Annotated in this window: 19 protein-coding genes and 1 tRNA gene; 4 read left to right on the forward strand and 16 right to left on the reverse strand. The window is 36.4% G+C overall.

What is annotated here, in order from left to right; translation table 11 throughout:
• Positions 1-226: 226 nt before the first annotated feature.
• The 11 genes from H3R33_RS09125 to rpmI all read right to left on the reverse strand — a co-directional run bounded on the left by H3R33_RS09125 (position 227) and on the right by rpmI (position 10,800).
• Positions 227-355, reverse strand: a complete 129-nt coding sequence (locus H3R33_RS09125) for a hypothetical protein (RefSeq protein ID WP_255518762.1) — start codon at positions 353-355, stop codon at positions 227-229.
• 1,001 nt (positions 356-1,356) lie between these two features.
• Entirely contained in the window at positions 1,357-2,127 is a 771-nt protein-coding gene (locus H3R33_RS04495) for a toll/interleukin-1 receptor domain-containing protein (protein WP_198184890.1), read from the reverse strand.
• 299 nt (positions 2,128-2,426) lie between these two features.
• Positions 2,427-2,567, reverse strand: a complete 141-nt coding sequence (locus tag H3R33_RS04500; protein WP_198184889.1) for an Arm DNA-binding domain-containing protein — start codon at positions 2,565-2,567, stop codon at positions 2,427-2,429.
• Between the two features lie 62 nt (positions 2,568-2,629).
• Positions 2,630-2,720: transfer RNA gene (locus H3R33_RS04505), tRNA-Ser, on the reverse strand.
• A gap of 248 nt (positions 2,721-2,968) precedes the next feature.
• Positions 2,969-3,613 carry a DUF2726 domain-containing protein gene (locus H3R33_RS09245; protein WP_408869243.1) on the reverse strand — a complete coding sequence of 215 codons (645 nt, stop codon included), beginning with the start codon at positions 3,611-3,613 and terminating at the stop codon, positions 2,969-2,971.
• Positions 3,614-3,700: 87 nt separating this feature from the next.
• Complete coding sequence (gene lepA / locus H3R33_RS04515; RefSeq protein ID WP_198184887.1) at positions 3,701-5,506, reverse strand: translation elongation factor 4; 1,806 nt, start codon at positions 5,504-5,506, stop codon at positions 3,701-3,703.
• Between the two features lie 81 nt (positions 5,507-5,587).
• Positions 5,588-6,487: a DMT family transporter gene (locus H3R33_RS04520; protein WP_110438869.1), complete on the reverse strand. Its 900-nt coding sequence runs from the start codon at positions 6,485-6,487 to the stop codon at positions 5,588-5,590.
• A 115-nt stretch (positions 6,488-6,602) separates the two neighbouring features.
• On the reverse strand, positions 6,603-9,062 hold the full coding sequence (pheT, locus tag H3R33_RS04525; protein WP_198184886.1) for a phenylalanine--tRNA ligase subunit beta: 2,460 nt from the start codon (positions 9,060-9,062) through the stop codon (positions 6,603-6,605).
• Between the two features lie 3 nt (positions 9,063-9,065).
• Entirely contained in the window at positions 9,066-10,133 is a 1,068-nt protein-coding gene (pheS, locus tag H3R33_RS04530) for a phenylalanine--tRNA ligase subunit alpha (RefSeq protein WP_198184885.1), read from the reverse strand.
• A gap of 88 nt (positions 10,134-10,221) precedes the next feature.
• Positions 10,222-10,578, reverse strand: a complete 357-nt coding sequence (gene rplT / locus H3R33_RS04535; RefSeq protein ID WP_110438866.1) for a 50S ribosomal protein L20 — start codon at positions 10,576-10,578, stop codon at positions 10,222-10,224.
• A 15-nt stretch (positions 10,579-10,593) separates the two neighbouring features.
• Entirely contained in the window at positions 10,594-10,800 is a 207-nt protein-coding gene (gene rpmI / locus H3R33_RS04540) for a 50S ribosomal protein L35 (RefSeq protein ID WP_110438865.1), read from the reverse strand.
• A 274-nt stretch (positions 10,801-11,074) separates the two neighbouring features.
• Between rpmI and H3R33_RS04545 the strand changes: the two genes are divergently transcribed.
• Positions 11,075-12,007: a DMT family transporter gene (locus H3R33_RS04545; RefSeq protein ID WP_110438864.1), complete on the forward strand. Its 933-nt coding sequence runs from the start codon at positions 11,075-11,077 to the stop codon at positions 12,005-12,007.
• Between the two features lie 393 nt (positions 12,008-12,400).
• On the opposite strand, the gene H3R33_RS04555 is transcribed toward H3R33_RS04545, so the two are convergent.
• Positions 12,401-12,694 carry an aldo/keto reductase gene (locus H3R33_RS04555; RefSeq protein WP_198184884.1) on the reverse strand — a complete coding sequence of 98 codons (294 nt, stop codon included), beginning with the start codon at positions 12,692-12,694 and terminating at the stop codon, positions 12,401-12,403.
• A gap of 254 nt (positions 12,695-12,948) precedes the next feature.
• Between H3R33_RS04555 and H3R33_RS04560 the strand changes: the two genes are divergently transcribed.
• Positions 12,949-14,697, forward strand: a complete 1,749-nt coding sequence (locus tag H3R33_RS04560) for a tetratricopeptide repeat protein (RefSeq protein WP_198184883.1) — start codon at positions 12,949-12,951, stop codon at positions 14,695-14,697.
• Positions 14,698-14,774: 77 nt separating this feature from the next.
• On the opposite strand, the gene ilvC is transcribed toward H3R33_RS04560, so the two are convergent.
• The 4 genes from ilvC to miaA all read right to left on the reverse strand — a co-directional run bounded on the left by ilvC (position 14,775) and on the right by miaA (position 19,324).
• Positions 14,775-15,794, reverse strand: a complete 1,020-nt coding sequence (gene ilvC / locus H3R33_RS04565) for a ketol-acid reductoisomerase (protein WP_198184882.1) — start codon at positions 15,792-15,794, stop codon at positions 14,775-14,777.
• A 26-nt stretch (positions 15,795-15,820) separates the two neighbouring features.
• Entirely contained in the window at positions 15,821-16,375 is a 555-nt protein-coding gene (ilvN, locus tag H3R33_RS04570) for an acetolactate synthase small subunit (RefSeq protein ID WP_110439014.1), read from the reverse strand.
• Positions 16,376-16,416: 41 nt separating this feature from the next.
• Positions 16,417-18,195 carry a biosynthetic-type acetolactate synthase large subunit gene (gene ilvB, locus H3R33_RS04575; protein WP_370552688.1) on the reverse strand — a complete coding sequence of 593 codons (1,779 nt, stop codon included), beginning with the start codon at positions 18,193-18,195 and terminating at the stop codon, positions 16,417-16,419.
• Between the two features lie 112 nt (positions 18,196-18,307).
• Entirely contained in the window at positions 18,308-19,324 is a 1,017-nt protein-coding gene (gene miaA / locus H3R33_RS04580) for a tRNA (adenosine(37)-N6)-dimethylallyltransferase MiaA (protein ID WP_198184881.1), read from the reverse strand.
• Between the two features lie 195 nt (positions 19,325-19,519).
• Here miaA and serB point away from each other — a divergent pair, with 195 nt between their 5' ends.
• The gene (gene serB / locus H3R33_RS04585; RefSeq protein WP_198184880.1) at positions 19,520-20,413 is read left to right on the forward strand and encodes a phosphoserine phosphatase SerB; all 894 of its coding nucleotides are present in this window, start codon (positions 19,520-19,522) and stop codon (positions 20,411-20,413) included.
• Between the two features lie 116 nt (positions 20,414-20,529).
• Positions 20,530-21,795 carry a DNA adenine methylase gene (locus tag H3R33_RS04590; RefSeq protein WP_198184879.1) on the forward strand — a complete coding sequence of 422 codons (1,266 nt, stop codon included), beginning with the start codon at positions 20,530-20,532 and terminating at the stop codon, positions 21,793-21,795.
• Positions 21,796-21,878: the final 83 nt, after the last annotated feature.

A 21,878-nucleotide genomic window follows, 5' to 3' on the forward strand; every position in this document is an offset into this window, starting at 1 on the left:
GCTTCATTAAAAATGATTAAAAATAGCTAATACATGATCTTTATCTTCATTTAATGTAGAAATAACTTGATTTTTTGTAGATATTTCTTGAACAGATTCTTAATAATCCTGAAACCTTCCATCTGTTCCATTGTTTCCATTAATAATATCCCAAAGAAAAAAAATCTATTTTTACATCACAAACCAATAATCATTATTCTGATTGATAAATACAAAAGGTTGTTAATTATTGTTGACAATCATTTGCGGCAATAACAGAAGATTTATTACTGCTTACTTGTTTCAAAACATATTTGAGCCTTCCAGTAAAACTTGTTGGTAAATTAACTGTAAATGGTTTGCTATCTTCACCCATTCCAACACTCGTTCCTTTTAGGATAAGAAACGGAGAATATTTAAGCTTTCATACATTCTGGAAAATGGCAAAAAAAATCTGTCCATAAAGCTGGGTTGTAAGGATCCTCATAAATCACAGTATGAACAATTGACAATCGATCTTAATTACGTCTTTAACCAACAATTTTAAGCCCTTTACAATCATCATATACTTCTCAGCTGTCATTAATAGGGCAACACACTTTGGAACTTCACCAAATTATATTTCAGCACGTCTTACCAAGGTGAGTTCTAACAATGCATTCTCACCAAAATCTTCGAATATCTCATTTAAAATCGTGTTGACAAAAAACTGCAAGTCCCAGCAATCCTTGAAGCTGCACTAATACTAATCATTGCCATTATATGTGAAATTAATCAGCTGCCATTCAAATATAACCATGATGAAATCTAAAGGAATCAAAGTATAACCTATAAATATAAAAACAGCAGCTTGATCGGTATTTTTTAAATTTTACCTGAAAATTAAAATTTACCAGGTTTACACCCGTAAAATTCCTCAATTTCTCAACAAATAATTAATTTATAAAAAATATATATACCAAAAAATCTTAATAGCTACCGATGAAAGACACTAGCGAATTACCTTCGATACATGGATTCTGTGAAAAACACAACTATCCCATCCCTATTAAAAATCTGATATATTTTTAAATTTAACTGAAATAAGCCACCGCTTTTTAATAAAAAATTACAAATAATCCATTGTGAATAATAATTTAACATGTAGTGTTAAAATTGTCAATTTTATTATTTCATTCCATTGCACTTTCCCCATAAAATCAGAGTGAGCATAATTTTCTCCAATGCAATATAAAGATTGACCTTTATCTCTTTTGAGATTTCTTCAGAATTTTTATTATCTAGAATGATCGAAAAATTTAGAGTAAAGATTTAAAATAGACTCATGAAAACGAGGCAAAGAACAAAATCAGTCTAAAGGGTTGATGTTATAGGATTTTAAGTTAAATATTGTTTGTAAATGTTATAAAAGTCTTTAAAATTTAAATAAAGTGTTCCCATTATATTCGTTGATTCTCCTGCATTAATTTCTATTCCTCCACCAGATTTATATTGAAATTCTAAAAGTTGATTTTTTTGTAAATTTTTTAGATTTTGTTTAATGTCATCAAATAATGACTGCGTAAATCTATTTATAGAAATATTACAATTCGATGAATTAATTTGACCACTAGCGAATATATCTTTTAGGATTTTATAAAAAGATGGGGTGTTTTCTTCTATCTCCTTTAGTTCGTTTTTTATTTTAGAATTTATCTGATAATTTTTTTCAAATTTTTCTATTTCTTGTAATATGGACGGTTCATCAAATTTTGGTGTATCTATATTTATTTCTTTCGCAATTCTGGATATTAATCCTGTTAGTTTACCTTGTTTTTGTATATCAAATCCTTGCAATAGATTTAATGGAATGGGCAAGTTGGCAACTGTTATATTAGAGTGACAGATAGGTATAATTGGTATTTTTCGCGACCATCCAGCTCCACATTCAAAATTTATCCATGGTTTTTTAATGCTTTCTTGACTACACAAAACAATGATTAGAATGCACTTTTCTAGATTGTTACTGACTGTTTCAAGCCACTTATTGCCAAGTGTTATACTTTGATCGTCGCTAGATACAAAAACATCAACTGAAGATAGGAGCAATTCTTTAATATTTTTTTTTAATAGTATTGCCAATTCTTTTTCTTCAGAGATATGGCTCAAGAATATTATTTTTTTTCAGTCATTTTTTTTCCTGTATGTTATTTCTTTTAGAAGTATGCATGCGATATTAATTTTAAATTTAGAAATAATATTACATTTAAAGATTATATATAAGCTTCAAATACTTATCTTTATTTGAATCCACCAATCATTAAAATATTTTTAAAACAATTTTTGCTGTATAGATTGAAAAAATTTTTGTTGTAAATTAGCAATTCCAAGATCGATAGCTTTAACCATATTTTGCTTCTCACATGTCTGCTAATGGTATTTAAGCATAAGAATCAAATGTTAGCATTTCACTTTTTTGCAAAAGTGTATTTGAAACGCCATATTTTGGAGTTTGCTTTTGTGATAACCAGGTATAAACCGCGTTCATAAAGCTTGTTTCTACCTTTTTCCTGATATTTGGCTGTTTTTATGGCCTTATCCGTTAACATTGATATAGCCAAAGATTAAATGCGTTCAAATGTTTTATAATATGGGATAATGTATTATTGAATGGCGGAGAAAGTGGGATTCGAACCCACGGTACGCTATTCACGTACACACGCTTTCCAAGCGTGCGCCTTAAGCCACTCGGCCATCTCTCCACAAAAGGTTAACTAAAAATGAAAGATAACGATTTTTTCATATTAGGCAAGAAAAATTTCATAAAAAACAAAGATAATTTCTGAAAAACTTTAAAACTGAAATTAAACCCTTTAACAATATAGATTAATATAAATTTCAAAAAATGATTCATAAATAATTTTCATATATTTAGATATTAAACTGATCTTTTATATCGAATTCAATATGGTTTTAAAAACTTTATGAATTTTTAACTGTAGGTTCGATTTCAACCCCTCTCATCACTTTTGATATGTTCCTTGTAAAACTGATTTAACCAATAAATAATCTCATTTTTAGACATCGTATAACTAATTTCAAGCAAAGGAATGGCTGTTTTGTATAAAATAGCCCGTTTGATTTTCATACGGTCCTCTGCATCCCTTGAAAGGTTATGACCAGAACCATGATATTCAATTACCAATTTGGGTATTCCGAAGCAATTAACCAGTAAAAAATCAACACGTTTATTATTATAGGCCCAAAAAGCTTGATCTTGAATTTCCTGGGGCAAGGAAGAATCAGTCTTGATGAATGCCCCCATTGAAACTTCAAAACCTATATACCAATGCAATCTCTTATCGATCAACCACATTTGCAGACAATTAAATATGAAAATGGATTCGAAATTAACGGGGATTACAGGATATAGATTACATCGGTTAATGTTAGTGTTTTGTTCTGCATATCGTTTATAAATAAAATCGTCAGCGGAAAATAATTCATGTTTACAATTTTTATAATTAATATAATTTTTATTTTTACGACTGGAAAGAAATGTAAACCCTTTTTTTAAAGGAACTTGATTTTTACCCAAAAAATAAAAAAAAACAGAAAAATAGATTAAAGTACAAATTAAAAGAAACGCTAGCATTCAGACAAATCAACAATAAAAAACCTATTTGATATTTCTCAAAAAATCAAATAGGTCAGAGTAATAATGAAAATCTTGTATCAAAAATTATCGGTCAATTTTCAATGCTGCTAAAAAGGCTGATTGAGGAATCTCAACTTTACCAAATTGTCGCATACGTTTTTTACCTTCTTTTTGTTTTTCAAGCAGTTTACGTTTTCGAGAAATGTCACCTCCATAACATTTGGCAGTAACATCCTTTGATAGGGCTCCAATGGTTTCACGCGCTATGACACGTCCCCCTATTGCTGCCTGGATGGCAATCTTGAACAGTTGACGCGGAATTAAGTCTTTCAATTTGGCACAGATTGCCCGTCCGCGTGATTCCGCTACGGAACGGTGAGCAACAAAGGCCAAGGCATCAACAGGTTCCTGATTTACCAAAATGCTAATTCGAACCAAATCACTTTCTTCATAGCCATCCATATGATAGTCAAAACTGGCATATCCTCGTGTCGCGGACTTGAGGCGATCATAGAAATCAAAGACAACCTCATTTAACGGCAGGCGATAAACAACCATTGCCCTTGCCCCAACATATGTCAGGTCAATCTGTTGACCACGGCGTTCTGTACATAAACCCAATACAGCTCCCAGATATTCATCAGGAACCATAATGGATGCTTTTATCCATGGTTCCTCTATTTTTTCAATCAGGGTGGGATCAGGCATGTCAGCAGGATTATGAAGATCCTCAATCGTCCCATCCCGTTTGTATAAATGATAAACAACCGAGGGTGCTGTAGCTATCAGGTTAAGGTCAAATTCTCGACTTAACCGTTCTTGTATAATTTCAAGATGTAACAATCCCAGAAATCCACAGCGGAAACCAAATCCCAACGCAGCGGAAGTTTCTGGTTCATAATGAAATGATGCATCATTAAGCTGCAATTTACCTAGACTTTCTCTCAGCTTTTCAAAGTCATCGGCATCCATTGGATATAATCCACACCAAACAACGGGAATTGATGGCTTAAATCCAGCCAAAGGTTCGGTCGCAGGTCGGCGATCATCGGTAATCGTATCACCCACATGACAATCTGCCACGGTTTTAATCGCGGCATTGATAAAACCCAGCTCTCCAGCACCCAGAGATTCAACCTCGCGCATATGGGGCGTGAAAACACCCACCTGTTCAACATGATATGTTCTGTTGTTTGACATCATGCGAATACGCATCCCCTTTTTAAGGCGACCTTCTTTAATACGCACTAAAATAATGACGCCAAGGTAAGTATCATACCAGCTATCCACCAACAAAGCTTGCAAAGGTTCCTCCAAATCCCCTTTGGGAGAAGGTAGACGGGTCACCAATGCTTCTAAAACCGCATCAATATTCAAACCTGTTTTTGCCGAGACGCCAATGGCATCATCTGCCGGAATGCCTATGATTTCCTCAATCTGTTCCTTGGTTTTTTCAACATCCGCAGCTGGTAAATCAACCTTGTTTAAAACTGGAACAATCTCATGGTTTGCATCAATGGCCTGATACACATTCGCCAGGGTTTGCGCCTCTACCCCCTGAGATGCATCAACGACCAGCAACGATCCTTCACAAGCGGCAAGAGAACGGCTTACTTCATAGGCAAAATCCACATGACCAGGTGTATCCATTAAATTAAGGATATAGGTCTTTCCATCTTTTGCCTTATAATGCAGTCTTACAGTTTGCGCCTTGATCGTAATGCCACGTTCACGCTCAATATCCATATTATCCAAAACCTGGGCATGCATTTCCCTTTGCGTCAATGCACCACATGCCTGGATAAGACGATCAGCAAGGGTGGATTTCCCATGATCAATATGAGCGATAATAGAAAAATTACGAATAGATTCCAAAGGCGTATCTGTCATGGTGCACCAATATCAATAAGACTGTCTCAATAAATCAAATTTAACTTTAGTTATATATCTATAGATTTTTTACAAAGATTGCTATTCTTTTACATGTTTTAAAGGGTAAGTTGCAACTATTGCTCCCCCCACAATTAAAATAACAGCCATTCCCAATCCAAATGTTGCTGGAGCCTTACCGGCCACCACCAGCCATACCATGGATAGTAAAGGTGCCAAATAGGCCAAGCTTCCCAATAACGACATATTAGCATTTTTTGAGGCATAATCCCAGGCAAGAAAGGCAATTCCCATCGGACCGCAACCCATATAGATCAAGATTATCATTTCTTTCAGGGATGGGATGACTGTTGGTTCAATACTGAAATGAATCAGCATGGCTACCAATGAAATTCCACCGCAAACACCAATCAGCATGCCAGCTGGAACATTTACATATTTTCTATTAACCAATGAATAGATTGTCCATACGATGGCACATAAAAAACCAAGAAAATACCCTAATAAAACCCACGGGGTAATTACTGTATTTTTTCCTCCATACATTAAAAAAACAGTCCCGGCCAATCCCATCAGAACGCCAATCAAATATGCTATATGAAACTGTCGCTTACTTAAAAAAGCGCTGCAAACAACCAGCATTGTTGGCCATAGATATGACATCAAGGTTACCTGCGCTGGCGGTGCCAAAGCCAATCCCAAAAAATAGAACAAATGAAAAAAGAAAATTCCACTAAATCCGGTGATCCAGGGTTTTAATGGCTGTTTCATTTCATTTAAACGTCCCGTTAGGACCAGAATCAATGTTCCAATAACAAAAGACAAGCCGAAACCAAACCATAGAAGCTCAAATCGGGGTATTGAGGCTACAAAAGTTGTCATGATGGCCAGACTTGACCATAATAAAATCGTCAAAAGTCCTGACAGGGTCGCAAACAGATTAAAAGAAAAATTCCCCAAGGATTTATTCGTCACAGGCATAATATTTAGACCAGACAAAATTAAGAGTGAAATAGTAAATATATAAATATATCGCGGAATTTAAAAAGCCCATGTAACGGCTTCTTACATGGGCTTTAATACAAACAGACTAAATTTATCTTAAATTTCCACCAAGCAAACGTGCAACTTCCTTGATGATTTTTTGGGAGATTGCCTCTATTTCCTCATCTTTCAATGTTCGGTCATTTGGCTGGATAGTTACCTGAACAGCGACGGATTTATGATCTGCCTGAACTTTATCTCCTCTATAAACATCAAACAATTCAACCGAATTTATATATTTGCGATCAGCCTGTTTAACGACCTGTAAAAGCTGCTCGACAGGGATCCCGTCTTTTAAAACAAAGGCAAAATCACGCTTTAAGGGTTGAAAGATTGAAAGTACAGGTGCCTTTTTCCTGGTAATCTTCTTTGGAATTACTGTATCAAGCATAATTTCAAAAATCATGGGAGCCTGATCAAAACCAAATTCTTTCACCAAGGAAGGATGCAACTCACCAAAATAAGCCAATATATTTTTTGGCCCCAAACTCAACCGGCCAGAACGTCCGGGATGATAATAATTCGGTGTTTCACCAACCGTTTTTAAAGAATCAATTGATATGCCCAGTCCATCGAGAACCGTTAAAACATCCTTTTTTACATCCCATAAAGTAACTTTTGGTGCTTTACCATCATATTGACGTTGCATATGTCCGTACCGTGCACCGGCTGCAATAAGGCGTTCCTGATTTCGTGTAAAGGCAGGCCCAGTTTCGAAAAGTCCAATATCACCAATACCCCGTGCTATGTTACGCTGCATAACAGGCAGGATCGAAGCCAGAGGGGTCGGCCGTAATTGATCCATATCATTTGAAATTGGATTCATTAAACGTAAAGATTCAGGTGCTTCCCCCAATCGTGCAGCAATTTCATGATCTACAAATGAAAAATTTACTGTTTCGATCAAACCTTGTGCAGCAAGCAAACGGGAACAAAGAATAGAACGCTCCTGATCTGTTGTCAATGCAGGTGAAGGAACGGGCTGAATCAAAGGCATGGAACAGGCGGGAATTTTATCCAATCCCTCTATGCGCAATATTTCTTCCACCAAATCTGCTTCACCCTCCAGGGCTCTTACAGAATCAAGCAGTTTGTCTTTTTTTACCACATCCAACTTGGAATTATAGGCCATTTTGATGGGCATTGCGATATCATTACGCCATGAAGGTACATCAACCCTTATCCATTCCGAATTTTTTTCTGCAATCACAAAACCAAGATTGGTCAGTATTTCCGAAACCCTATTTTCCGATACTGTCAATCCACCATAATCTTTCAAACGATTATAATGCAATGTTGCAGTACGCTGCCATTTGGGTTCTTGACCTGCATGAACCACATCGCTTGCCTGCCCCCCACACAATTTGATAATCATTTGCGTAGCCAATTCGATCGCATCTGGTAACAAAGCCTGATCAACGCCCCGTTCAAACCTCTGTCGCGCATCAGTCACGATCATATGACGTCGACCACTCAAGGCAATCAAAGCAGGATCGAAAAGAGCGCATTCAAGAAAGATATCTGTTGTATTCTCGCTGACACCTGTTTTTTCACCACCCATCAATCCTGCCAAGGATTGAACACCGGCTTCATCAATCATGACACAATCTTTGTCAGTGACCTGATATTCTTTCTCATCCAAGGCCAGGAATTTTTCACCATTGCCATGACATATTGTTAGCTGCTTGCCTGCAATCCTGTCCAGATCATAAACATGCAATGGACGCCCAAGATCAAAGGCAAAATAATTGGTTATATCAACCAAACATGAAATTGGTCTTATTCCAACAGCTCTTAAGCGTTTTTGTAACCATTCGGGACTTGGACCATTTTTAACATTTCGAATTGTTCTGCCCAGAATCCAGGGACAGGCGTCTTCATATTGGTTATTCCAACTCAAAGCTGATAAAAATTGCGCTTGTATTTTTGGAACCTTCAGTGGTTTCAGTGTTCCCATACCGGCGACAGACAAATCTCGGGCTATATTTCTTATTGATAATGCGTCACCACGATTTGGAGTGATAGCAATTTCAATGACTGGATCATTCAACTGGGCATATTCTGCATAAGATACACCTATTGGAGTATCAACTGGCAATTCCATAATACCATCATGATCATCTCCCAGATTTAATTCACGGGAAGAACACATCATGCCATTACTTTGCTCTCCACGGATTTTACCCGCTTTGATTGTAATATCGCTTCCAGGCACATAGGTACCAACAGGTGCCAAAACCGTTATTAGCCCAGCACGGGCATTGGGTGCACCACAAACAATCTGAATATCTTCAAATCCTTTACCAGCATCAACATGACAAACACGAAGACGGTCAGCATTGGGATGCTGTTCGGCAGAAATAATTTTGGCTGTCCTAAAAGGTGCCAGTGTTTTACCAGGATCCTCGACCCCTTCCACTTCCAAACCGATTTTATTCAAGGCTGCACATATATCTTCAAGAGATCTATTTGTATCCAAATGATCATGAAGCCAAGACAGTGTAAATTTCATTTCCTATATCCCTTCATGAATGCTTGGGGATTTGAAAGGGGAAAACCCGTAATAACGCAGCCAACGTACATCACCTTCATAAAATGACCGCAAATCAGCAATTCCATATTTTAACATCGTCAGACGTTCGATACCGACACCAAAAGCGAAAGCTTGCCATTCACGAGGATCAACACCGCAATTTGCCAATACACGTGGATGCATCATCCCTGCGCCGAGAATTTCAAGCCAATCCGAACCACCACCCAATTCTCCAGTTTTGCGGTTCCAGCCGATATCGATTTCCATGGAAGGTTCAGTAAACGGAAAATAGGACGAACGAAAACGAACGGGTAAATTTGGTATTCCAAAAAAAGCTCTAAGGAAATCTACAAGACATCCCTTTAAATGACCCAAAGTGATATTTTTCTCTACAACCATACCCTCGCACTGATGAAACATCGGTGAATGAGTTGCGTCATGATCTGCACGATAGGTACGACCTGGTGCAATGATGCGTATGGGAGGTTCCTGTTCCAAAAGCGTGCGAATTTGTACTGTTGAAGTCTGAGTCCTTAATAATAGTTGCTGTTCATCTGTAGATTTGGAGGGGAGATAGAACGTATCATGATCAGCACGCGCGGGATGGTTTTCATCAATGTTCAACGCAGAAAAATTAAACCAATCCGTATCGATATTAGGCCCTTCTGCAACCTTGAAGTTCATTGCCGCAAAAATGGCAACAATTTCTTCGATTGTTCGTTGCAAGGGATGCAATGTACCTTTTACAACAGAAACAGGCATTGAGACATCAACTGCCTCCGCATTCAATTTTTCATTTAACGCTTTTTCCTCAAGAATGGCCTTACGTATTTCAATTGCTTTGGTCAGCTCATTTCTTAATTCATTTAAAACACGACCACGCTTTTTACGTAATTCAGGTTCAACCTTTCCCAATTCTTTCAATTTCTGTACCAACGGGGCTGATTTCCCCAACGCTGATACCCGAACACTGTCCCATGCACGCAAATCCTGTGCCTGATCTAAAGCATGAAGCGTTTCCTGCTTTATGATTTCAAGATCCTTATCCATCTAACCCCTCAATAAACAAAAAAGGGCTGTCATCAGACAACCCTCTCTATTCCATTCATTTTCATGAACAGATTAATCTCATAAAAAGTTAAGCAAGTGCAGCCTGAACCTTTTTAACGATTTCTGCAAAGGTTGCTGCATCATCATAAGCAATTGCAGATAACACTTTACGATCCAGCTCGATACCAGCCTTATTCAGACCATTGATAAAACGGCTATAGGTCAATCCATGTTCACGAACAGCGGCATTGATACGTTGAATCCACAATGAACGGAAATCTCGTTTTTTAACGCGGCGATCACGATATGCATATTGTAAAGATTTTTCCAAACGTTCAAGCGCAATGCGATAATTGGTTGACGAACGACCGCGAAAACCCTTGGATTGATCCAATACCTTTTTATGACGGGCGTGTGTGGTAACACCTCTTTTAACTCTTGCCATAGTTCTTTGTACTCCTTAGCGTGGCAGACCGTATGGGGCCCATTGTTTAATTGTACGACCATCCTGTGGTTCCAATACCTGTGTCCCGCGATTGCTGCGTTTTGCTTTTTGGGTACGATTAATCAAACCGTGACGTTTGTTACCTGGACCAGCCAGCACCTTACCTGTTGCCGTGATCTTAAATCTTTTCTTGACCGATGACTTGGTCTTGATCTTGGGCATTTCATACTCCTTAAAAATTCTGGATACGTTATTGCTAACATCGAAACTTACGTCATAAGAAGGGCAGCCCATTTTCCAAGCCCAACCCATAAACGTAGTGTGTTATATAAACACTATTTAAGTTAAGCTCAAGAAAAATCTACCAATCTCACCAAAATTAAACTTTATTTTTCAAAAAAGTTTATTAAATAAGCATTTAGCCATTTATTGAGTCATCCAAATATTTTTAATAGTGAATTTAATTCACTTAAATATTTTCATGAAGTATTCAAACATGAACAATACAATTTCCCCGGATAAATCCCCATACCGTTTCAAATTCTCTGATCAAACAAAAGGAATGTTTTTTGCCATCCTTGCTGGCTGCCTATGGGGATTGAGTGGTGTAATCGGACAATATCTTTTGCAAACCGTTCATATTGATACAGCCTGGATGATCGCGATACGCATGTGGTTACCTGGAACAATCCTGTTAGGACTTTGTTATCGCAAATACGGGAAAAATATTTTTCTTCCCTTAAAAAACAGAAAAGACATTATCTACCTGGTGAATTTTTCAATTTTTGGCATTCTTGTTTCACAACTCTGCTACTTTTTAACCGTTAAATATTCCAATGCGGCAACAGCAACAATATTGCAATATTTATATCCAATCGTCATTGCAGTCATATTGACTATCTATTTGAGAAAACCTCCCTCTTTATATGTTATCCTATCCATTATCTTAGCAATTACAGGAACATTCTGTATCATTACAAACGGTTCGATTTATGAAATCACCCTTCCCCCAAAAGCTTTGTTATACGGTGGTATCAGTATTCTTAGTTCGGTAATTTATACATTATATCCAATCCCCCTTCTCCAAAAATATAATACCTCAACCATTGCGGGATGGGGTATGTTAATCGGCGGGATCATTCTCAATTTTTTCTACCCTTTCTGGCATCTAGAGGTAAATCTAAATGTTGTTAACTGGATTGAACTGATGATAGTCATTTTTGGTGGAGGAATGTTTGGTTTTCTTTTCTATCTTATAGGAATAAAATTATTGGGCAGCACAAAAGGTAGCATTTTAGCAACGGTGGAACCGTTATCAGCTGTTTTTTTCTCTGTTTTCCTTTTAAATGTGAAATTTACCTTAATAGACTGGCTAGGAACTGCCTGTATTATCAGCATGATTATTATTTTAGCAGTTAAAAAGGTTTAGAGTAAAATCCAAGTCTGAAAATCTCTTGAACCATTTAATTGCCACTGTTTCATACTTGCCTGATCTAGGTCAGATAATTCAGCAGGTAATAGATTTAACATTAAAAAATTAATTAAATCCTTTAGTTGACTTGATACTTGTCGCACTTGCAATAGAGGCCGGCAACTTCTTTTTGTGCGTGCGACCATGCCAAAGCTATAAATGCCTGATTAACATGATGATTGACTGAAATCTTATCTAAAGTTTTTCAAAATCCACATGCCCTGATCATTCAAGTATGTGGCAATCTTGTCATTTCTCGCACTGTGATCATATCTTTATAATTTCGATATTTCCCCGTTAAAAATCCTGAATTAAGACTATAATAAATAATTACCCCAATATTTTTTCTGATCACAAGATTACGTAATGTATCATCAAATTGCGGATTGTCGTAAAGATTATATTTAGATTGTAATGTTTGATATATTGATAATTACTGCTTTGTGGACAACCTGTATCGAAATTTGACAATTGTTTCAAATTGGGATTTGATACACCTATGGCACGGATCTTTCCTTCTTTCAAAAGTTGTTCATAGGCAAAAAGCGTTTCTTTATAAGCTATATTTTCATCCATCCAATTCGATTGATAAAGATCTATAATATCAATTTGCAATCCTGTTTTGCCCAAATTCTTTTTTTTCATATGTTCTTTCCTGAAAATTAAATAATATATAATTAAACACAATATGTTATGAATTTCTGGCTATTCATCTTATAAATAGATTACAATTATGGTATAATTGTTAATCCTAAATTTATAATCCTAACAGAAAATAGAATTTTCATTGTCGAGTGAAAAATATTTTATTTTTAAATTAAAGTGTAATTATTCAAAAAAAACGATAAAATAGTCAGGATTATCCCCAAATATTTTAAATTAAGGGTAAAGTAATATTCATGCGTAAAAAAATAATTTTATATGCTTTCATTTTCTTAACATGTGTTGGTATTGGAATATATTATCGCTATGAAGTGCAAAGCGAAAATCATGCGGATGCAGCCTTGCAATCTGGATATTTATATCTGAAAAATAACAAACCATTACAGGCTATGGGGGACTTTAGTTTTCTGTCAGAATATTACGGTAATCGTCACAATAAGACAATTCAGAAAATTGTAGCCAAGGGTTTATTAAAAAAAGCCGAAATCCTTACCAATCTTCATGATATTGAAGGAGCCATCATTACCTATGAACAACTCAGCAACCTCTACATGGGCAGCAACAATAAAAAAATACGGTATGATGTGGCAAAAGCGCGGTTTAACCAAGGTAACCTCTTACTTCAACAAAAACAATATGATGAAGCCATGCTAGCCTTTTCATATTTGGTTTCCACATATGGATCTGATCAGAAAATTGATATTAAGCGCATGATTGCTCAGGTTATGTATAATGAAACTGTAATTCTGAACGAAACTGGGCATCATGATACAGCCCTCAACATCCATTCATCAATTGTAGAAAAATTTGTCAAAGACAAAGATCCAACCCTTCGGTTAATCACTGCCCGATCCATTATGGCCAGAACCAAAAACCGTCTTGACCGTAAAGAATGGGGAATAGCACTTTATAACAGCAATGCATTTATTCGGTTATATCATGATGATCCCAATCCTCAGATCAAAAAATTTCTTTTGCAAAATTTGTTATATCGAGCCGAAATACTTCATCGCGTAGTTCACATTCCTGAAAATCAAAAAGATTTATTTGGCAATGATCCACAAAACGCCGCATTAAAAACCTATGATGAAATTCTGGCAAAAATCAATGCCTCTACAAACAAAGATGAAGATTTGCCATATTACAAATCCATTGCCCTGTTAGGTAAAACGCAGATTTTAAACAGTAAACATGATACAGATACAGCGTTGGTTCTATGCAACCAAATTCATGATGATTTTTCACAATTCACCAACCCAAAAATCAGGAAGATCGTCGCTATGGCACTGCTTACCAAAGCCAATATCCTCACTGATCTTAACCGCTTGAACCAGGCCTCTTCTGTCTACGACCAGATCTTGAACAAATATAAATCAGTTCATGATTCAGAACAAAATGACCTGAATGACATAATTATCAAGGCATATATCAATAAAAGCATTATTTTGGAAAAACAGAAACAGAGCAAATTCGCCTTGCAATATTTAACCGACGTAATAAAACTTTATAAAGATACTCAAGACGAGAAATTATATTATGAAATCAGCAATGCCTATCTAACCAAGGCCGAACTTCAAATCAATTCACAGCAATATGATCAAGCTCTTACAACTTATACAGAATTTATCGCTGTTGCCCATCATAAAAATAATCCAAAAACCCGCTATAATGGTGCCGATGCAATTTTAAAAAAAGCAAAGCTTCAAATTATGTTACATAAAGGTATTGAAATTAAACAAACATATGATCAACTGATTAATTTTTATATTGACGATCAAAATATCAATATCAAACGACTAATTGCGCAGGGTATGTATGACCATGCTGAAAAGTTGTTTAAGAATAACCGGGGATATACAGCACTCAATACAATACAGGATATTTTCAATTATTTCAAAGCGAGTGAAAAAGATCAATTCATTGCTAATATCCTTGATAAAACTAATGCTTTGAACAAACAGCTGGATCGTTCAATAAGCTGGTAATCTTTTTACTTTTTACACAAAAAAAAGCTATGATTTTATTAAATCATAGCTTTATTAAAACGAAAAAATTTAAAAAACTAGTTTTTACTTTTATCAACCAAACGGTTTTTTGTAATCCATGGCATCATTTCACGTAATTTTCCACCAACCTGTTCAATTGGATGATTGTTCAATTGCTGGCGACGTGCTTTTAAACTTATTTGTCCAACCTTATTATCAGTCATAAATTTATTAACAAAGGTTCCATCCTGAATATCTTTTAAAATATTCCGCATGGCGTTACGAGATTCTTCTGTAATAACCCGAGGACCTGAAACATATTCTCCATATTCCGCTGTATTTGAAATTGAATAGTTCATATTGGCAAACCCTCCCTCATAAATAAGGTCAACAATCAACTTAACCTCATGAAGACACTCAAAATATGCCATTTCAGGTGCATAGCCTGCTTCAACAAGCGTTTCAAACCCATTTCGGATCAAGTCTACCAATCCACCACATAATACCGCCTGTTCACCAAAAAGATCTGTTTCACATTCCTCACGAAAGGTTGTTTCAATAACGCCAGAACGGCCACCACCTATTGCGGCGGCATAAGAAAGCGCAATCTCTAGGGCATTACCTGAAGGATTCTGGTGAACGGCAACCAAACATGGAACCCCTCCACCACGCTGATATTCTGAACGAACAGTGTGGCCTGGACCTTTTGGAGCAATCATGAAAACATCCAGATCAGGACGAGGTTCAATAATCTTGAAATGAATGGCTAAACCATGTGCAAAGGCAATTGCGGCTCCTTGCTTAAGATTTTTTTCCAGTTCTTCACGATATAAATCCCCTTGTGCTTCATCTGGAGTCAAAATCATAACAACGTCAGCCCAGGCGGCAGCATCTGCCACACTCATAACCTTTAAACCAGCCATTTCTGCTTTTTGTGCACTTTTGGAACCTGGACGAAGACCAATTACAATATCTTTTACCCCACTATCTTTCATATTGTTTGCATGGGCATGACCCTGACTGCCATAGCCTAATACAGCAACTTTTTTATTCTTGATCAAATTAACATCTGCGTCACGATCATAATAAACACGCATCTTAATAATCCTTACAAATTTTGAATTTAATAAATTGTATGACAACCACGTCCAATGGCGGCAATACCTGTTCTGGACAATTCTACCAAACCCAATGGACGTAATAAATCCACAAAAGCATTTATTTTTTCAGTTTTACCAGTCAGTTCAAACACAAGGGAATCAATACTTGCATCAACAACCTGTGCCCGGAATGCACCAGCCAAATTTAACGCTTCTGTTCTTTCATTTCCTTTGGAAACAACCTTAATTAATGCTAATTCGCGTGCAACATATGAACTCTGTTCACATAAATTAACAACATGATAGACAGGAACCTGCCTACTTAACTGCTCTTTGATTTGATCAATCACCATGGGAGTGCCAGAAGTCAGAATATTGATTCTGGATTTCTTTTCATCCTTATTTACAGGCGCGACAGTAAGACTTTCAATATTATACCCGCGTCCCGACAGCAGACCTATAACACGGGACAGAACACCACTTTCATTTTCAACAATCAAAGAAAAAACAGCTTTAACAAAATTATCTTTATCTTCGATGACTTCAGATAACGATACATTATTACGTTGATTGCCCATTTTTATTCCCAACATTAAAATAAAATAAAAAATGCCAAGCCTTATTTTTTATTTGGTCCCAATATCATCTGATTGTGGGGTGCACCCGCTGGAATCATTGGAAAACAATTTTCCTCTTGCTGAACACAAACATCAACCAACACTGGTCCCGGCTCATCAAGCATTTCATCAATGACATTATCCAGGTCATCAATCGTTTCTATTCTCAATCCCTTAATGCCAAAACTTTCCGCCAATTTGACGAAATCAGGCAGACTTTCACTGTAACTTTCAGAATAGCGTCCACCATGAACCAATTCCTGCCACTGTCGCACCATACCCATATAATGGTTATTCAAGATAAAAATCTTCACTGGCAGACGATATTGTTTGATTGTGGCCAGTTCCTGAATGTTCATCATGGTAGAGGCCTCGCCCGCAATATCTATAACAAGATCCTCGGGATGCGCAATTTGTGTTCCTACAGAAGCCGGTAATCCATACCCCATGGTTCCCAATCCACCAGATGTCATGAAATGATTAGGCTGATCAAAAACATAATATTGAGCTGCCCACATTTGGTGCTGACCGACTTCTGTTGTTACATATGCCTCTTTTTTTCTTTTTTTAACCGCTTTGTAAAGCGAACGAATGGCATGCTGGGGCTTTACAATACTGCCCTTTGATTTATCCTGATCATATTTCAGGCACTCTATTGACTGCCATGCTTCAATTTGTTTCCACCAGTTTTTCAAATCTTTTTTCTGATCTTCCCTTTTGTCCCATAGCTTGATCATCAATTCGATCGTTTTGGCCACGTCCCCGACAATAGGTATGTCAACAATTACAATCTTGTTAATTTGAGAAGGGTCAATATCAGCATGTATTTTAATGGAATTCGGTGAGAAATGTTTTACATTGCCTGTAACACGGTCATCAAATCGCGCACCCAAAGCAATCAAGACATCACAATCATGGGTGGCCATATTTGCTTCATAAGTTCCATGCATTCCTAACATGCCGAGAAAATGCTTGTCTGAACCGGGAAATGCACCAAGACCCATTAACGTAGCAGTACACGGAAAATCGGTTAAGTTAACCAATTTCTTTAACGATTCACATGCCTTTTTTCCAGCATTAATAACCCCACCTCCTATATAGAATAAGGGACGCTTTGCCTTTTTCATTGCATCTACCGCTTTTACAACCTGATTTTCATCGGGTTCAGTAACCGGTCTATAAGATGGATAAGGTTCGACTTTGTTTTTCTTAATATAGGGTGCTTTTTCTAAAGTGATATCTTTAGGAATATCGACAAGAACAGGTCCGGGCCTACCTGTTTTGGCTATATAAAATGCCTCATGCAATTTCTGAGCCAATTTTTCCGTGTCCTTAACCAGATAATTAAATTTAGTCGCGGCCCTAGTAATCCCAACCGTGTCCGCTTCTTGAAAAGCGTCATTACCAATCAAACTTCTGAAGACCTGTCCACTGATACAAACAATGGGAACGGAGTCCATTAAGGCATCCACCAACCCAGTAACGGTATTGGTTGCGCCCGGTCCACTGGTAACCAAAACAACACCTACCTTTCCCGTTGAACGGGCATAGGCTTCTGCGGCATGCACGGCAGCCTGTTCATGGCGTGTTAGAATATGGCGAATTTTCTTTTGCTTGAATAAAACATCATAAATGGGCAGAACAGCCCCACCCGGATATCCAAAAATAATATCCACACCCTGATCAACGAGTACCTGTAAAAGAACTTCTGCTCCAGTCATATCATAATTTTTTTTTTCTTTAAGAGCATTATTACCGTTCTTTTGCATAGCCTCTGTCATTTTCAATTAATCCTTGGTATTAATAGAATTATAAATTTAAACCAAATAAAATGATTTGCAGTTTAATCTTATCTTATAAATTATTATTGAAATTACCCTAATCAATAAATGATTATTCGTCAATAAAACTATTAATAAAAAGTTCAGATTTTTTAATAATTCTTTGCAAATATTGCGTGTTTTTGTCTATTCTTGAATTAAAAATACAAGTTTGCTGTACTGGAGCTAAAATTCGATGTGAAAACCATGTTTCCTGACGCTTAATGTATCGTTGCGTATTCTTTACAGCCTGTTCAACGGCCTCGTTAATAGAAATCCTGTTATTAAGATAAGCCATGAACTCTGGAACTCCATGAGCTCTGGACAAAGGACATGACAAAGACGGTTTTTTTTCCGCATAAAGTTTAACCTCTTCCAGTGCACCTTCATCAATCATCAATCCAAAACGATTAGCTACGGCTTGACGTAAAACAGAACGCTCAGGTGCAAGGCGAATAACAATAAAATTACAATCTGCACCAGGTAAATGCGCATGTTTTTGCCAATATCTCAATCCTTTCCCACTTGATTTCCAGACTTCCCATGCTCGAGCAATTCTTTGAGAATCATTAGATTTTAATTCCTCGACCGATTCAGGATCTTCTTTGACCAATTCATTATATAAATCTGCCAGTTTTCCATCATTGACCAACTGACGTGCCTGTTTCCTTATTGACGGATCCGGTTCAGGTATCATGGCAATACCATGAATTAAGGAATGAAAATACATGCCTGTTCCACCACATAATACAGGCAATTTGTGATTTTCCCATATTTTCTGCAACTGATTAAGTGCCTGTTGTCGCCACCAACCAACATTACCCGTTTCATACCAAGGCAACACCCCATATAAATAATGTGGAACTCGTTTTTCATCCTCAAAAGAGGGACGAGCAGTTATGATACGTAAATCAGTATAACATTGCATTGCATCCGCATTGATAATTGATCCATTTAAACTTTGTGCAAGCTGTAAAGCGAGGAAAGATTTACCTGAACATGTTGGACCGGCAACAATAACCGCCCAATTTTTTTTTCCCTGCCGCAATTCATTATTTAAAGACCGTGATTGAAGCACCGCCTGTTCCATAAGCATAATCCATGTTTTGGTTTATTCATAATAATTGAATCACTAATTAGTTATAAAACAATTCCCTGAAAACCGCTTTATATAATTAAATTTCAGAAGTTCTTGTTTTTATGAGAAATATCATTAAAAGTTAACCAAAATCAAATTGATCTGAATTCATTATGTTAAAGCCCCAATCTTATCACGGATAATTTTATGTCCTTTATTTTTACTTTGGTAACACCACCCTCATTGCTTAATCAATCAATTATAGATCGAGTTAGACAGAAATTCTCATATCTGAATTATCAATGGCTTTCTCATGAAGAAGCGATAGATTTTATCGCTCCAGCTTCCATTAATAATCTAACCGGAGCTCTGGCACTTTATCAAGATATTAAAAAATCGCTGGATATTGATGAGGCAGATTTTTTTATAACCTGTTCCACGCACAGAAAAAAAAGGCTTTTAATAGCTGATATGGACAGTACTATCGTGAAAAATGAAACACTTGATGACCTGGCTGCCGAAGCAGGAATTGGCGATCGCATTTCTGCAATAACCGAACGTGCCATGAATGGTGAGCTTGATTTTGAAACAGCCCTAAAAGAAAGAATCGTCTTGTTGAAAAACGTTTCTATAAATTTTTTGGAAAAAACCTGGAATAAAACAAAACTCAATGAAGGGGCAAAAATTCTTGTAGCTACAATGAAAAACCATTATGCGCATACAGCTTTAATTTCCGGAGGATTCACCTATTTTACCGAAAAAGTAAGCCAGATTTGTCAATTTGATGAAAATCATGCAAATCAATTAAGTTTTCAGAATAATATGCTTGATGGAAAGGTTATTCCTCCAATTCTTGGAAAAGAAGCTAAATTGAATCATCTTCAACGCCTTACAAAAGAACTTTCCTTGTCCAATGATGAAACAATGGCAATTGGCGATGGTGCCAACGACCTGCCCATGTTGAGTTCTGCAGGATTAGGTATCGGTTTTTATCCCAAACCGATTGTTGCTGAAAAAATTATAAATAAAATTCAGCATACCTCATTACTATCCGCTTTATTTATTCAAGGTTACAAACGTAATGAATTTACGTCATTATAAAATGTAATATTTTCCATAAAAAACAAATTTTTTGATCAAATTTACTCTGTGATAATTTTGTTATTTCTCTTCCTTCATGATCGTGACAAGTAAACCATACAAGTTTAATATACTAAATGCAGTGGAATAAAGAAAAACATTCAGCTTATCAAACTGATAACTTTTTATTTAATCAACTTATACCCTATATAGGGAATAAACGAAAATTATTGGATTTAATTCATCTCGGTCTGTCCAAAACTAATGGTTCGCCAAAAAATGGATTGTTTATAGATTTATTTTCAGGCAGCGGCGTAGTCAGCCGCCTTGCAAAAAAAATAGGCTATCGCGTATTTTCCAATGATTGGGAACCTTATAGCCGAATCCTCAATATTGCTTCAATACAGATACAATCTTCTCCCAAATTCTTCAATGAACAATCCTATGAAGATATTTTGCTGTATCTAAATAATCTGCCACCGATACAAAATTGGGTAACCTCTCATTTATGTCCTGAAAATGATGACCAATATGATTTATCCAAAGACCGGCTTTTTTACATGCGAAAAAACGGTTTAAAAATTGATGCAATACGTGAAAAAATATTCGAATGGGAACAAAAAAATAAACTTAGCGAAATTCAATTTGCCTGCCTGCTTGCTCCACTACTTTATTGTGCGTGTTATCATGCAAATACAAGTGGCGTTTTCAAAGGCTTTCATAAGGGATGGGGCGGACAAACAAAAACCGCCCTTTATCGTATTGCGGGAGATTTAAAGCTACAACCTATACAATTTTTTAACAATCATCAGGAAAATTTAATTTTTCAGATGGATGCGCAACTTCTTGCTGAAAAATTACAAAATATGAATTTACCCGATTACTCAATTGCCTATTTAGATCCACCCTATAACCAGCATCCATACGGATCCAATTATCATGTCCTGAACAGTATTACCTTGTGGGACAAGCCTAATATATCCAACAAAATTTCCTGCCGGGATAAATCTGCAATTCGTAAGGATTGGAGAAAAGACCGAAAAAGTGCTTATACCATTCGCAAACAGGCAAGTGATGCTTATAATACACTTCTTCAGACTCTACCTACACAATGGATAATGACTAGCTATAGTACAGATGGTTTTATACCTTTGGAGGAAATGATACGCCAAAACTGTACAATTGGCCGTGTATCAATTTTTGCAAAAATTTATAAACGTTATCGTGTCAGCAGCCAGCGTTATTCTCATAAAGCCAATAACGTAGAATTTGTAATTCTAACCAAAAAAGGAAAAAAAACAAATCAATCCAGTGAAATTCTGACAGAAAAAATTTTTGAATTGGAAAAAAACATGCGTTTATCGAACAATAGAGATAAAAACAAAAACATTTATTGTTTTTGAAAAACAAATATTAAATATTATATAATAATCATTATCTAATCAATTTAACTAAACCGTTGATTATTCAACAATATTACATTCTG

Origin of the sequence: Commensalibacter sp. B14384M2 (assembly GCF_016101865.1) — a bacterium.
Lineage (GTDB): Bacteria > Pseudomonadota > Alphaproteobacteria > Acetobacterales > Acetobacteraceae > Commensalibacter > Commensalibacter melissae.

Excerpts from the sequence above, each read along its gene's own strand:
- rplT (WP_110438866.1), bottom strand. The coding sequence starts at position 10,578 with ATGGCAAGAGTTAAAAGAGGTGTTACCACACACGCCCGTCATAAAAAG.
- H3R33_RS04520 (WP_110438869.1), bottom strand. The coding sequence starts at position 6,487 with ATGCCTGTGACGAATAAATCCTTGGGGAATTTTTCTTTTAATCTGTTT.
- miaA (WP_198184881.1), bottom strand. The coding sequence starts at position 19,324 with ATGGAACAGGCGGTGCTTCAATCACGGTCTTTAAATAATGAATTGCGG.
- H3R33_RS04545 (WP_110438864.1), top strand. The coding sequence starts at position 11,075 with ATGAACAATACAATTTCCCCGGATAAATCCCCATACCGTTTCAAATTC.
- rpmI (WP_110438865.1), bottom strand. The coding sequence starts at position 10,800 with ATGCCCAAGATCAAGACCAAGTCATCGGTCAAGAAAAGATTTAAGATC.
- H3R33_RS04560 (WP_198184883.1), top strand. The coding sequence starts at position 12,949 with ATGCGTAAAAAAATAATTTTATATGCTTTCATTTTCTTAACATGTGTT.
- H3R33_RS09245 (WP_408869243.1), bottom strand. The coding sequence starts at position 3,613 with ATGCTAGCGTTTCTTTTAATTTGTACTTTAATCTATTTTTCTGTTTTT.
- H3R33_RS04555 (WP_198184884.1), bottom strand. The coding sequence starts at position 12,694 with ATGAAAAAAAAGAATTTGGGCAAAACAGGATTGCAAATTGATATTATA.
- H3R33_RS09125 (WP_255518762.1), bottom strand. The coding sequence starts at position 355 with ATGGGTGAAGATAGCAAACCATTTACAGTTAATTTACCAACAAGTTTT.
- H3R33_RS04500 (WP_198184889.1), bottom strand. The coding sequence starts at position 2,567 with ATGTTAACGGATAAGGCCATAAAAACAGCCAAATATCAGGAAAAAGGT.
- ilvN (WP_110439014.1), bottom strand. The coding sequence starts at position 16,375 with ATGGGCAATCAACGTAATAATGTATCGTTATCTGAAGTCATCGAAGAT.
- lepA (WP_198184887.1), bottom strand. The coding sequence starts at position 5,506 with ATGACAGATACGCCTTTGGAATCTATTCGTAATTTTTCTATTATCGCT.
- serB (WP_198184880.1), top strand. The coding sequence starts at position 19,520 with ATGTCCTTTATTTTTACTTTGGTAACACCACCCTCATTGCTTAATCAA.
- ilvC (WP_198184882.1), bottom strand. The coding sequence starts at position 15,794 with ATGCGTGTTTATTATGATCGTGACGCAGATGTTAATTTGATCAAGAAT.
- pheT (WP_198184886.1), bottom strand. The coding sequence starts at position 9,062 with ATGAAATTTACACTGTCTTGGCTTCATGATCATTTGGATACAAATAGA.
- pheS (WP_198184885.1), bottom strand. The coding sequence starts at position 10,133 with ATGGATAAGGATCTTGAAATCATAAAGCAGGAAACGCTTCATGCTTTA.
- ilvB (WP_370552688.1), bottom strand. The coding sequence starts at position 18,195 with ATGACAGAGGCTATGCAAAAGAACGGTAATAATGCTCTTAAAGAAAAA.
- H3R33_RS04590 (WP_198184879.1), top strand. The coding sequence starts at position 20,530 with ATGCAGTGGAATAAAGAAAAACATTCAGCTTATCAAACTGATAACTTT.